Source organism: Actinokineospora baliensis (genome assembly GCF_016907695.1).
Taxonomy (GTDB): Bacteria; Actinomycetota; Actinomycetes; order Mycobacteriales; family Pseudonocardiaceae; genus Actinokineospora; species Actinokineospora baliensis.
This window is the reverse complement of the sequence record NZ_JAFBCK010000001.1, coordinates 5,003,592-5,016,066: the sequence shown is the minus strand read 5'-3', so window position 1 is coordinate 5,016,066 and position 12,475 is coordinate 5,003,592. Positions and strand designations below refer to the sequence as shown.

General features: G+C 72.5%; 10 protein-coding genes. 2 read left to right on the top strand and 8 right to left on the bottom strand.

Annotation, left to right across the window (positions count from 1 at the left end):
• Positions 1-2: 2 nt before the first annotated feature.
• The 8 genes from JOD54_RS22930 to JOD54_RS22895 all read right to left on the bottom strand — a co-directional run bounded on the left by JOD54_RS22930 (position 3) and on the right by JOD54_RS22895 (position 10,580).
• On the bottom strand, positions 3-1,070 hold the full coding sequence (locus JOD54_RS22930) for a chymotrypsin family serine protease (RefSeq protein WP_204453006.1): 1,068 nt from the start codon (positions 1,068-1,070) through the stop codon (positions 3-5).
• A gap of 86 nt (positions 1,071-1,156) precedes the next feature.
• Complete coding sequence (locus tag JOD54_RS22925) at positions 1,157-2,383, bottom strand: SGNH/GDSL hydrolase family protein (protein WP_204453004.1); 1,227 nt, start codon at positions 2,381-2,383, stop codon at positions 1,157-1,159.
• Between the two features lie 70 nt (positions 2,384-2,453).
• Positions 2,454-2,828, bottom strand: coding sequence for a CU044_2847 family protein (locus tag JOD54_RS22920; RefSeq protein ID WP_204453002.1), 375 nt, complete (start codon positions 2,826-2,828; stop codon positions 2,454-2,456).
• A gap of 14 nt (positions 2,829-2,842) precedes the next feature.
• On the bottom strand, positions 2,843-4,012 hold the full coding sequence (locus JOD54_RS22915) for a hypothetical protein (RefSeq protein ID WP_204453000.1): 1,170 nt from the start codon (positions 4,010-4,012) through the stop codon (positions 2,843-2,845).
• Positions 4,009-5,151, bottom strand: coding sequence for a GlnX family signal transduction membrane protein (locus JOD54_RS22910; protein ID WP_204452998.1), 1,143 nt, complete (start codon positions 5,149-5,151; stop codon positions 4,009-4,011). The genes JOD54_RS22915 and JOD54_RS22910 overlap by 4 nt, the downstream gene beginning before the upstream one ends.
• The gene (locus JOD54_RS22905; RefSeq protein ID WP_204452996.1) at positions 5,097-6,512 is read right to left on the bottom strand and encodes a vWA domain-containing protein; all 1,416 of its coding nucleotides are present in this window, start codon (positions 6,510-6,512) and stop codon (positions 5,097-5,099) included. The genes JOD54_RS22910 and JOD54_RS22905 overlap by 55 nt, the downstream gene beginning before the upstream one ends.
• Before the next feature lie 16 nt (positions 6,513-6,528).
• Positions 6,529-8,730 (bottom strand): serine/threonine-protein kinase, encoded by a 2,202-nt coding sequence (locus JOD54_RS22900; RefSeq protein WP_204452994.1) that lies wholly within the window; start codon positions 8,728-8,730, stop codon positions 6,529-6,531.
• Between the two features lie 344 nt (positions 8,731-9,074).
• Positions 9,075-10,580, bottom strand: coding sequence for a S1 family peptidase (locus tag JOD54_RS22895; RefSeq protein ID WP_204452992.1), 1,506 nt, complete (start codon positions 10,578-10,580; stop codon positions 9,075-9,077).
• Between the two features lie 123 nt (positions 10,581-10,703).
• On the opposite strand from JOD54_RS22895, the gene JOD54_RS22890 reads away from it, so the two are divergent.
• The gene (locus JOD54_RS22890; RefSeq protein ID WP_204452990.1) at positions 10,704-11,381 is read left to right on the top strand and encodes a response regulator transcription factor; all 678 of its coding nucleotides are present in this window, start codon (positions 10,704-10,706) and stop codon (positions 11,379-11,381) included.
• Positions 11,374-12,474: a sensor histidine kinase gene (locus JOD54_RS22885; RefSeq protein ID WP_204452988.1), complete on the top strand. Its 1,101-nt coding sequence runs from the start codon at positions 11,374-11,376 to the stop codon at positions 12,472-12,474. Before JOD54_RS22890 ends, JOD54_RS22885 begins: the two co-directional genes overlap by 8 nt.
• The last annotated feature ends 1 nt before the right edge of the window (position 12,475 follow it).

Below are 12,475 nucleotides of genomic sequence, written 5' to 3'. Positions count from 1 at the left end.
GGCTAGTTGACGGCGATGGTGGCGCCGAAGCGGGCGGCTACGGTGCTCCACTTGTGGGCGTACATGGTGGTTCCGCTGTGGCCGAGGTGCAGGCCGCGGATCAGGATGCCGGTGCCGTCGGGGTGGTAGGCGTAGAAGGGGGCGCCGGAGTCGCCCTTGATGGATTGGGTGCCGCCGGTGTAGGCGATGAGGTTCTTGGTGCAGGAGTTGGCCGGGTCGCAGAGGGTGGCGGTGAGGCTGGTGACCTTGTTGCCGCAGCGTTCGCCGGTCATGATGCCGCTGCGGCAGTAGCCGGTGTAGTTGAGGCCGGGGTCGGCGGCGCCCTTGACTCGGGTTTGGGTGCCGGTGGTGTCGCCCTTGTACACGTTGTTGGTGTAGCTGCTGCCGCCGAGGAGTTCCAGGTCGTAGGTGGGGAACGGCTCGCGGAACTTCACCGTGCCCCAGGCGTGCGCGTTGACCGGGGACGTGATCGTCTTGCCGAGGGTGAAGCAGTGGCCCGCGGTCACCATGAACCGGGTGTTCGCCGCGTTGAGCACGGTGAACCCGGCCGAGCAGGCGTTGACCCCGTCGGTGATCGCGGCGCCGCCCCAGTGCGGGGGTGCGTCGTTCTGCCTGGAGTCGCGTCCGGTGTCGGCCTGGCGGTAGCTGATCAACCGCGGGTGGGCGCGCAGGACCGGCGCCACCACCTCCGGCGGCGCGTCGGTGCCCAGGGCCACGGTGGCGGTCTCGGCGTCGAAGTGGAAGCCGTAGGAGTACCGCGCCGCCGCGGGGTGCCAGGCCCGGCGCTCCAGGTCAGCGGAAACCGCGTCGACCTGGGCGTGGGTCACGGCACTGCGCACGAGTCGAACCCGCGCGCCGGTCACCTGGAAGTCCTCCTCGGTGGCCGAGCTCCCCGCGGGCAACACGACCACGAACCCCGCCTCGTCGGTGTACACCCCGAGAGCGCCGTTGGCCTCGACCAGCGCCGAGACCTCCACGTACACGGCCTCCGGGTCACCGTCCGCGTGCGCGGGACCAACCAGCGACACCACCAGCGCGGACGCGACCAGCACAGCGAGAATCCTCTTCACGGGCTCCCCCATCGTCTCGGTTGATGGGTAGTCGCCGCGCGGGAGCGCTCCGGTAGGGGGCCCGCCTCCGTTTCACCCGATGGGGTCTATAGCAGCGCCAGGTCGACGGCGTTGGCCATGGCGCGGTAGCCGGTGTCGTTGGGGTGGACGTGGTCGCCGCTGTCGTAGGCGGGGTTGAGGGCGTCTTGGTCGGCGGGGTCGGCCATGGTGCGGTCGAAGTCGATCACGGCGTCGAACTGCCCGGAGGTGCGGATCCAGGTGTTGATCTGGTCGCGGATGGCCTCGCCTTCCGCGCTGTAGTAGCCGAAGCCCTTGAAGGGCGTGAGCGTGCCGCCGAGGACGCGGACGCCGCGGGACTTGGCCTGGTGGATCATCTGGCGGTAGCCGGCGATCACCTCGGCGGCGGTGACGCGGGTCCTGGGGTGGGAGCACTCGAAGTCGACGTCGGGCAGGCCGATGTCGTTGATGCCTTCGAGCAGGATCACGGTGCGCACCCCTGGCTGGCCGAGGGCGTCGCGGGTGAACCGGTCGACGCCCTTGGGGCCGAAGCAGGGTGAGTCGTTGAGGACGCGGTTGCCGCCGATGCCCGCGTTGACCACGGGGAGGCGACCCTTGAGGCGCTCGGCCACCTCGTCGGGGTAGCGGTTGTTGGCGTCCGGGGTGGACCCGGCTCCTTCGGTGATCGAGTCGCCGAAGGCCACCACCACGTTCCGCCGCGGCGAGAGGGCGACGACGTCCACGCCGCTGAGGTAGTAGAAGGACTGGGTCGTCTCACCGAAGGCGGCTGCCGCCGTGTCCGACCGATGATCACCGGTGGCGTGGTAGGTCGACGCGTCGGCGAACGTGTGGCCGGTGACCTGGCCGGTCTTGGTGGGGAAGTACAGCGTCACGCTCAGCCGCTGCAACGGCGCCACGGGCAGCAGGGCCGGGTCGGTCACGATCTCCCCGCCCGCTGGGATGACCACGGTCCGCTTGCCGCCGAACGTCAGGTGCCGCACCGTGCCGGGACGAACGGCCGCCCCCTCGCCCGCCAGCGCGACAGTCGCTCCGCCCACCGTCAAAGCCGTTGTGCTGTGGGCGTTCGACAACCGCACCCGCACGGCCGGGCCGCCCGCGCTGATCCGCACGACCTGCCGAACGGTGTCGTTGTCGAACCCCTCGACCGCCCGCACCGGACTGACCAGCGGATGCGGCCGCTGCGCCGACGAAGCCCACGTGGCCGCCCACCCCCACCCCGACTCCGCCACAGCCTGCGGTGCCACCAACCCCAACACCACCGCGACGGTCAACCCCAACCCGAGCAGCCTCTTCATCCGCACGAACCCCCAACCCCGTCGTGGTACAGACCAAAGATCAACCTACCGGGGTTGAGCCCGGTCGCGGCTAGGGGCCGCTCGGGTCCGGCGCGCTCTCGACCACCGGGACCTCCTCCACCGGGACGTCCTCGCGGCGCCACTTGAGCTTCACCTCGAACTGGGCCTGCACGCCGGTGCGGGCGATCACCGCCCCGGCCTCCACGTCGAGCTTCATGCCGAACTTCAACTCGACCTCGTCGGGGGCGCTGGCCATCGAGGCGAACTTGTCCAGCACCACCGCCGCCGCGTCGCGGACCTGGCCGACCGCGGTGTCGAATGCCTCCCGCGCCTCGGCGACGACCCGGCCCGGCCGCGCCACCCTGGTGACCGACTCGGGCTCGTCCACCTCCACCAGCACCGATCCGCCCGCGGCGAGCGGGAACCTCGCGTACTCCACGGCCATGTCGACTCCTCGGGTCAGTTCGCGGTGGCGCAGGGCAGGTCGAGCCGGTCGTCGACCGGGGTGGTCGAGGTGCGGTCGAGCCGGGTGAGCACGTCGGGGAGGCGGCGGGGGTCCTCCAGAACCGTGAGCACGGCCTGTTCGAACGCGGTCCGCTCGGCGACGGGCATCAGGTCGGACGCGTCGAAGCACAGCGAACCCCGCTCGGCGAGGGCGTCGCGGACCTGGCCCTCGATGGCGCCCTCGGTGCCGGTGGACCGGGTGACGGCGGGGTCGAGCGGGTAGCCCGACCCGGCGTCGAGCCAACGCCGCTGGGTGTCCGGGCCTGCCAGCTTGGCCAGCACCGCCTCCGCCTCCGGTGTGCCGGTGACGAGCGCGGCGAAGTCCGCGGAGACCACGACCCCGCCACCGCGGTCGAAGCGGTTCAGGCGCATCCCGGCGTAGTCTGCGGCCACGTAGGACGAGCGGCGGTCGTTGGCGCAGGTCCGGTCAGGAGCGAGCAACGGCAGGCCGGAGGCTTCACCGAACTTGGTGAGCAGCGCGGCTGTCGGCCCGCCGGGCACGGCCGCGACGTAGTCGGTCAACCAGGTCGACCACGCCGCCACGACCTGGGGATCCGACCACGGCACCCGGCCAGCCACCCAGCGGCGGTAGGTGCTCGCGCCCGCGTCGCGCAGCAGGATGTCCTCGACCCAGTCGGTCCCCGGCCACCCCGGCGCCGAGGCGTCACCGACCCCCATGCACCACCCCGGCCCGCTGCCGTCCGACCAGGTGATGCTCTTGAGCTGCGCCTTGACCGCCACCCCGTAGCGCTTCCCGCCCTGGCGGCCCAAGCGCTCCCACACGTTCCACGGGTACGGGTGCTCGGTCGCGGTGACCTCCCGGACGAGGTCTTCGCCGGCGTAGTCGGCCAACTCCCCCAGGCTGGGCAGCACGACGATGTCGACCGGGTCGCCCTGGGCGCGGCCGAGTTCGAGCACCTGCCGGTAGGACGAGGTCCCGACCGGCTCGATCCGGTACGGCTCACCGTCGTCGAGCGCGTCCAGGATGCGGCGGAAGGCTTCCTCCTCGGCGCCGCTCCACGGGTGCAGGATTGTCACGACGGTGGTGGCGGCCAGGGTGGAGCAGCCCGTCAGGACCGAGGCCGTGAGGGTGAGCGCGGCGAGCAGCGCGGCGAGTCGTCTCATCGTCGTTCGTACCGGTAGTCCGCTAGTCGGAGTTGGAAACCCAGGGCGATGAACGCGGCGGCGCCCAAACCGGCGACCGGGAGCAGCGGTTCCCAGCCGCCGATACCCGCGGCGGTGATGGCGTCGGTGGCGACCGCGGTGTCCTCGGCGACCGCTGCCTCGGACCCCTTCCCAGAGCCGGGATCCCGTGGCTTGAACCTGTCGATTCCCGTACCGCAGGCGAAGGTCGCGCACTGCTTGTCGAGGAACTGCCGCAACCGCAAGTCACCCTGGGCGCTGGTGGCGGTGACGAGGTCGGCTTGGCGTGCGGCGACGCGGTCGAGCCCACCCCTGGCGGCTCCCAGGTCGGCGCGCGCGTCGAGGCTCGCGGCCGTCAGCGCGGCCAGCGTCACCGCGAGTGCGGTGGCGGCCAGCAACGGGACGTTGACCGCCCGCCGGAACCGCTTCGGCAGCCACAGCTGGGTCAGCACGAGCAGGGCGACCAGCGCGACGGCGAGCACCAGCGGCGGCCAGTCCGGGGCGGACACGCCCGGGCTGCCCGCGAGCATCTGTTCCTGCTGCATCCCCGACAGCGCGACGAGCCTGGCCTGGACGTCGTCCATCAGCCCCGAGGCGTACCAGAGGTTGGCGGTGGCCAGGGGCGGCACGACCCCGCTCGTCCGGTCCTGGTGGGCGTCGGCCTGCTCGATGAGTCCGATGTAGTCGATGAGCAGGCCCTGCACCGACCGCAGCAGCGTGCGGCCCCGCTCCCCCGCCACGTTGTCCTCGGCGACCTGGGTGAGCGCTTGGCTGGCCAGCGCGATCTGGTTCTGGTAGTCCTCGCCCGGGCCGGTGAGCGGACTACGGCCGGAGGCGAAGGTCTCGTTGACCGCGAGCTCGGCGCGGGCGAGCGCGTCGCGGGCGTTGGCGATGCCCAGCACAGCGGGAGCCGCGGCCGTCTCGACGTCGCGCACCCGGGAGTCGACGTCGCGGAAGTCGAACCAGGCCACCACCAGCACGAGCAGCGCCGCCCCGACGAGGACGTCGCGCAGCCGGGTCAGCAGCCCCGGCGTGGACCGGTCCAGGTACCGCCCGGGCGCGCGGATCACGGGTCGAGGCGGGTCGCGCACCCGCCGCAGAACACCGAGCCGCTCGGCCATTGCCGCCCGCACCGCGGGCAGGTCACGTCCGGTCCTGACGGGACCGGCGGCGGGTCGGCGTCGACGTCGGAGTCCGGGCTCCTGCTCGAGAGCGCCGACCCGACCGCAGCCGCCAGCAGGTCCTCCACATCGAGGTCGTCCTTGACCCTGACCACGCCGTCCGCGGGGTCGCCGACGACCTCGACCAGCCGGTGCAGCCTGCGCAGGACCGCGTCGTTGCCCAACCCCGTGGCCAGGGCGACCGCGCGCCCCCAGCCCGCGGCGGCGCCGTCGAGGTCACCGCGGTCGTGCGCTTCGGTCCCGGCGCGCACGGCGGCGCTCAGCTGCCCCTGGCCGGTGTAGTGGGCGATCTTGGGGTCGATCCCGCTGGAGAGCTTGACGTCGTCGGTCCAGTGCGCGATGACCGCGCGGGGCTCGGCGGCGGACTGGTACCCGGTCTCGCCCGCCGCGCGCACCCGCAGGTCCACCCGCGCGATGCGGACGTTGGTGTTGCTCTGCCTGCCGTCGGGGTCGACGGTCAGCTTCAGGTGGAACTCGCGGCGCTCGGCGCCCCAGGAGCCGGTGGTGAACTCCGTGGTCCGCTCGTCGACCGGGGTGCCGCGCAGCTCGGCCTCCACCGGGTGGGTCTGGCGCAGGAAGTCCAGCCGGGATCCGGTGGACGTGCGGACCGCGATCCGCAGCTCCGGAACCAGCTTGGCCATGGCGGCCTCGGTCATGGCGGTGAAGTCCGCGCCGAGGTCGGCCGGTTGGCGGATCGCGTCCGCGGTGCCGTGCAGCACCTCGGCGATGCGCAGCAGCTGGTCGGGCCGCCAGTCGACGCCGATGCCGCGCGCGTCGCAGCTGAACACCGACTCGCAGCGGCGCAGCACGCGGTCGAGCTCGTCGACCCCGAAGGTGTGCCCGTCGGTCAGCAGGATGGCGTGCCGGACGGCGGTCGGGTACTCCGAGAGCAGCCGCTCGGCCAGCTCCAGCCAGGCGGCGATGACCGTGCCGCCGCTGGCGTCGAGGCGGTTGACCCGGTCCTTGGCCGCCCGCCTGGTGCTCGCGTCCGCCCTGGCCAGGCCCTGGTCGGGGTAGACGGCTGTGGCGATGTCGTTGCCCTTGACCACGGCGAACAGCGCGCCGTCGCGCAGCGCGTCGATGGCGGCCTTCGTGCCGGTGCGGGCCGCGGCGATCTTCGTGGTCGGGTACGACATGGAACCGGAGCAGTCGACCAGCACGACCTGCGCCACTTCCGGCGCGGCGGCGTCGGGCAGCGCACCCGCGCCCGTGACCACCAGGGCGGCGTGCATCTCGTCGTCCTCTGTGGACAGGTAGGGGTTCTGGCTGACCTCAAGGCCGAAACCGGTGGGGCGCTCCATTCGGTCTCCGATCTGCTCAGAGGAGGGTGAACGGTCGGCACTGGTGGGACAGGTCGACCAGGTCGGAGTGGTCGTTGCGGTCGGTGGCCTGCTGGGCGAGCGCGCGGTAGCACAACTCAAGCCGCTCGCGCAGGTCTCTGTCGGGTTCGTCGGCGGCGCACCCGAACCGGGCCTCCTGGATCACCGTGTCCAACCGGGTGCGGGACTCGCCCGCGCGGGAACCACCATCGAGGTAGAGGCCGTCGAGCCGGGTCGTGGCGGCGTGCAGGTCGATGTCCGTGGGGCGGGCGCGGTTGGCGAGGAGTCCACTGAGGACGCGCACCGCTGCGACCCTGGCGGCGTCGTAGTGGCGGGATTCGGCGGGGACCTCGTCGAGCAGCTCCACCGCGCCCGCCCGGTCTCCCTTGGCCAAGCGGGTCCGGACGAGCCCGAACGCGGCGCTGGCCACCGAGTGGTCACGCCGCCAGACCGCGAGGTAGAGCCGGGTGGCTTCCTCCCGGTTGCCCTGGCGCTCGGCGCAGTAGGCCAGCGCCAGCTTCGGCGCCATCTCCCCGGGCAGCGACTGGTAGACCTCTTCGAAGAACCGGGCCGCGGTTGTCTCGGCCTTCGCCAAGCTGAGGAGTCCGTCGTGCCAGGCGATCCGCCAGTCCGATGCCCGCGCCCGAGCGGCGGCCAGGTCGGCTTCGGCGGCGGCGATGTCCTCGAGTGCCAGGTTCGCGCGGCAGCGGGCGAGGTGGGTCTCGACCGTCGGTTCGGTGATGGCCGTCAAGGTCACGAGCAGGCGTGCGGGGTCGTCGGCCACGGCGGCGTCGAGCACGGTCGCGGCGGGATCGTCCGCGAACGCCCTCGGCACCGGCAGGCCGATGGCGACCGCGGCGGGCGTGGGCTGGTCGACGGCCAGTTCGAGGTCGGGCAGCGGGATCGCGCGCGAGCGCCGCGTCCAGCGGGTCAACTGGGGGACCTCTCCGAGACCGGCGTCCAACCGCGCGGCGGCCGCATCGGGCACCGCGGCGAACACGGTCGACGGCTCCGGTCGTGGCCTGCCGTCGCGCAACGACGCGATCTCCAGTCGCACCCCGCGCAGTTGGTCGGCCATCTCCGCCGCGGAAGCGAACCGGCGACCGGGCACCTCGTGCGTGGCCCGCTTCCAGACCCGCTCCAGCGCGGCGAGCCCGACAGCGGTCCTGTCGCGCTGCGACCTGTGCTCGACGGCGGTCAGGTGCTGCCCGGTGTGGTCGGCGGTGGCGCGGTAGAGCACGTGCAGGGTCTCGCCGACGGTGTGGATGTCGGAGGCGACGGTGAGCCCGTGCTCGGCGATCTCGGCCGGGGAGACCTGGAACCCCTTGGTGCCGGTCGACCCGCGGGAGGGGTCCTTGACCCGCCGCACCGCGCCGAGATCGATCAACTTGACCCGGTTGTCCCGCCCCGCCGCCCGCATGATCACGTTGGCTGGCTTGAGGTCGCAGTAGAGCAACCCCCGACCGTGCAGGTAGTCGAACGCGGCGAGGACCTGCAGCACACAGGTGATCACGTGCTCCGCGCGCAGCGGCTCACTGAGCCCCCGTTCGCCGTTGTGCGCCTTCAGCGCCACCTCGCTCAGCGGCAGACCGCTCACGTACTCCATCACGATGTAGCCGCGCGGCCTGCCGGTGTGCGGGTCCTGGTGCTGGACGAAGTCGGTCACCCGCACGATGTTCGGGTGATCGATCTCGGTGAGCGCCCACAGTTCCGCGTCCGCCAACGCGACGTCCGACGGGTCGATCAGTCCTTTGAGGACGCAGAGGCTGTCGCGCAGGCGGGTGGCCTCGGCGAGGTAGATCCACCCGAGCCCGCCGTGGTCGATGCAGCCCAACACGCGGTAGCGGTCCTCGACTACCGTCCCGGGGGCAAGGCTGGGCGCGAAGGAGAACGGCTTGCCGCAGGCCAGGCAGTAGCCGGACTCCTCGGCGGGCAACCTCGACCGGTCCGGACACTCCTCGTTCGGACACCGGCGCGCCCCGCTCGGCCGCGAGATATCGGCCCGAACCCGCTCGACGGCGGAGGGGAAGTCGTACTCGGGCAGAAGGAACTCACCACTGGTGCGCCGGGAGGGCCCGGGGCTGGGTGAGGAGTGCGCCGGGGCGGTGGGCCGTTCAACCGGGGGCGCCAGGTCACAGGTGTCGCAGTAGCCGGTCTCGTCGATCTCGCCCGCGCAGCCTGGTCTAGGGCATGTCACCACGTGGTCCCCCTTCGGGCGAGAGGAAGGCCGTGCTCGGGCGGGAGGAACACGCCGCTGGCACGCCGGGAGCGCCCGGGGCTCGGCACCGAGTGCGCCCGGGTGGTAGGCCGCTCACCCGGGGCCGCCAAGCCGGAATGGCCAGGCTCCCCCACGCAGCCCGGTCTAGCGCACGCCACCCCTTCAGCGAGCGCCCGGCGCACCTCGACGGCGAAAGAGAAGTCGTACTCGGGCGGGAAGAGCACGCCGCTGGAGCGCCTGGAGCCCGGGGCCGGCGCACCGGGACCGCGGCGGACCGTTCGGCCGGGTGCGCCAGGTCGCGGCAACCGGTCCCCACGCGACCCGGTCTAGGGCACATCACCACGAGGCCCCCCTTCGGCCAGCACGCGGCGTACCTCAGCCTGGTAGGCGCGGACCGCCGCGTGTACCGCCGCCGGGTCGACCGGGTCGCGGTTGAGTGCGGCCTCGGCCGCTCGGTACCGCGCCGCCAAGCCTGGGTGTTCGGCGTACCCGCGCTCGTTGGCCATGGCGCGAGTCGCCCCCAACAGCCCGCGGTCGTCGGCCACCTGGGCCGCGGCCGCGTGCTTGTGACCAACCTGTACCTCGACCCGCCGCAGGCCTCGTTCGAACCGGGCGAGCGCGCCCGCGACCCGCTCCGGGTCGACTCGCGCTGCCCGGCGCAATGCCGAGAGCCGCACCCGCCACTCGACGTCGTCGGGTAGGGCATCCACTCGGGCGGCCAGACGGGCCACCCTGTCTTCGACCACCCCGGCGACCAGCCCACGGGCCGCGACCAGGCTCGGCGAGTCCGCTCGCTCGAAGCCCAGGACGAGTCTGCCGCCGCCCTCGACGATCGGGCGCAGGACACCGTCGACGAGTTCACCCGGGTGCACCGCCCGGTCGACGCCGTCGAGCACCACCGTCATCGGCGGCGTTCCCGCTCGCAGGCGCGCGCTGGCGTTCTCGTCGGGACCCACGACGAGGCCCGCGCGGTCGGCGACGCGACGCGCCACCTCCTCGACCGTGCGGCCGTTGACGTCCAGGGCGATGTCCACCCCCGGCCCGCTGCCGTTGTCGGAGGGACCGCTCGACGCGGCTACCGCCTTGCGGACCGCCTCGCGGTCGGCCCCGACCACGATGACCACCACGGCGCCGTCGGTGCGGCGGCGGATCCAGTCCAGCCAGCGCGACGCCTCGCCGGTCAGACCGGTCGGGCGCCCGATCGCGGTGAACGAGGGGTCGATCCCCGTTTCGCCGACGACCCAGCCGCCGACCAGCGGCAGGTGGACCGCGACGGCGTCCACGGGGATCATCCACGCCAGACTGGCCGACTCGCCGCGGTTGGCGGCGACCACGACACCCAAGACGTCCCCGGTCTCGTCGTCGACGACCCCGGCGCCGCTGAAGCCCGCTCGCACCCGCTGTTCGGTGGACGAGCGCAGGTTGAGTTGCACCCACTCCGACCCGGTGGGCCCGACCAGCACCATCCGGGTCCACACCCCACCGTCCAGGCCCCCTGGGTAACCCAGGGCACTCACCGGGCGGGACGGGGTCAGCGCGACGCGGCGCAGGCGGGCCACCGCCGCCGCGGGCTGCGGGGTGTCCAAGCGCAACAACGCGACGTCCCCGCGATCGTCGACCGCGGGGACGTAGTGCCCCTCGACCGGGTGCGCCGGTACCACCCGACCGCCGGGCAGGCCCACCATGTCCACAACGACCTCGTCACGCACCACGTGGGCGCAGGTCAGCACGTGCCTGGCGTCCACGAGGACACCCGCGCCGAGCACCTCCCCCGTGCGGTCCTGCCGCACGCGGACCCGCCACGACCGCCGCGCGTCCGGCCTGGAGACCATCACGGCAGCATAGGGATACGGCGTACGGCACGGTGCCGCTTCCGGGCGCCGGTGCCCGATCGGACCAACAACCCGCCGTTCTCGATAAGCCCGCGATACCCACCTGCTCGTAGCATCGGCCCAATGCGCGTGCTGATCGTCGAGGACGAGCCCTACCTGGCCGAAGCCATCCGGGACGGGCTGCGGTTGGAAGCGATCGCCGCCGACATCGCCGGGGACGGCGACACCGCGCTGGAGCTGCTGGGCGTCAACAGCTACGACATCGCCATCCTCGACCGCGACATCCCCGGGCCCTCCGGTGACGAGGTCGCGCAGAGCATCGTCGCCTCCGGCAGCGGCCTGCCGATCCTGATGCTCACCGCCGCCGACCGCATCGACGACAAGGCCAGCGGGTTCGGCCTCGGCGCCGACGACTACCTCACCAAGCCGTTCGCGCTGCGGGAGCTGGTGCTGCGGCTGCGGGCGCTCGACCGCAGGCGCGCGCACAACCGGCCGCCGGTGCGCGAGATCGCCGGGCTCCGGCTCGACCCGTTCCGCCGCGAGGTCTACCGCGACGGCAATTACGTCGCGCTCACCCGCAAGCAGTTCGCCGTGCTCGAGGTGCTCGTCGGCGCGGAAGGCGGTGTCGTCAGCGCCGAGGAGCTGCTGGAGCGGGCGTGGGACGAGAACGCCGACCCGTTCACCAACGCCGTGCGCATCACCGTCTCCGCGCTGCGCAAGCGGCTGGGCGAACCGTGGATCATCGCCACCGTGGCGGGCTCGGGCTACCGCATCGACGCCGGTCCGGGTGCCGGTGCCTAGGGAGCCGGGGTTGAGCGTCCGCTGGAAGCTCGCCCTCAGCTACGCCGGTTTCCTCATGATCGGGGGCGCCCTGCTGCTCGCGGCGGTGTGGGTGTTCCTGCTGCGCTACGTCCCCGAGGTGATCTACCTCGAGTGGCTCGGCGAGCCGGGCAGGCCGGGGCCGTTCGTGCCCAACCGCGCGGACCTGCAGGCGGCCTTCACCCCGAAAGCGGTCGGCGTCCTGGCGTTCCTGCTGATCTTCGGCCTGGTCGGCGGGTGGGTCCTGGCAGGCCACATGCTCGCCCCGCTGACCCGCATCACCCACGCCACCCGCCTGGCCGCCAACGGCTCCCTGTCGCACCGGATCCACCTGGAAGGCCGCCACGACGAGTTCCGCGAGCTCGCCGACGCCTTCGACAGCATGCTCACCAGGATCGAGGCGCACGACGCCGAGCAGCGGCGCTTCGCGGCCAACGCCTCGCACGAACTGCGCACACCGCTGGCGATCACCCAGGCACTGCTCGACGTGGCCCGCAACGACCGCGACCGCGACACCGGCGAACTCGTCGAACGCCTGCACTTCGTCAACTCCCGGGCGATCGACCTCACCGAGGCGCTGCTCGTGCTCAGCCGCGCCAACCAGCGCTCGTTCACCCCAGAACACGTCGACCTGTCCCTGGCCGCGGAGGAGGCCACCGAGACGCTGCTCCCCCTGGCCGAGAAGAACGGCGTCACCCTGGAGACCGCCGGGGACCTCGCGCCGACCACCGGCTCGCACGCGCTCCTGCTGCAGTTGACGATCAACCTGGTGCACAACGCGATCATCCACAACCTGCCCCAGGACGGCACGGTGGTGGTCACCACCAGCGTCGACCCCACCGGCGTCACTCTCACCGTCGAGAACACCGGGCCGATGCTCACCGCCCACCAGGTCACGACCCTGGTGGAACCGTTCCAGCGGGGCAGCAGGCGGGTCCACAGCGACCACGCTGGCGTCGGTCTCGGCCTGGCCATCGTCAAGAGCATCACCCAAGCCCACGACGGAACCCTCACCCTGGCCCCCCGCCCGGACGGCGGCCTCCGCGTCACGGTGCGACTTCCCGCCAGCAGGTGAG

Excerpts from the sequence above, each read along its gene's own strand:
- JOD54_RS22890 (WP_204452990.1), top strand. The coding sequence starts at position 10,704 with ATGCGCGTGCTGATCGTCGAGGACGAGCCCTACCTGGCCGAAGCCATC.
- JOD54_RS22905 (WP_204452996.1), bottom strand. The coding sequence starts at position 6,512 with ATGGAGCGCCCCACCGGTTTCGGCCTTGAGGTCAGCCAGAACCCCTAC.
- JOD54_RS22920 (WP_204453002.1), bottom strand. The coding sequence starts at position 2,828 with ATGGCCGTGGAGTACGCGAGGTTCCCGCTCGCCGCGGGCGGATCGGTG.
- JOD54_RS22910 (WP_204452998.1), bottom strand. The coding sequence starts at position 5,151 with ATGGCCGAGCGGCTCGGTGTTCTGCGGCGGGTGCGCGACCCGCCTCGA.
- JOD54_RS22925 (WP_204453004.1), bottom strand. The coding sequence starts at position 2,383 with ATGAAGAGGCTGCTCGGGTTGGGGTTGACCGTCGCGGTGGTGTTGGGG.
- JOD54_RS22895 (WP_204452992.1), bottom strand. The coding sequence starts at position 10,580 with ATGGTCTCCAGGCCGGACGCGCGGCGGTCGTGGCGGGTCCGCGTGCGG.
- JOD54_RS22915 (WP_204453000.1), bottom strand. The coding sequence starts at position 4,012 with ATGAGACGACTCGCCGCGCTGCTCGCCGCGCTCACCCTCACGGCCTCG.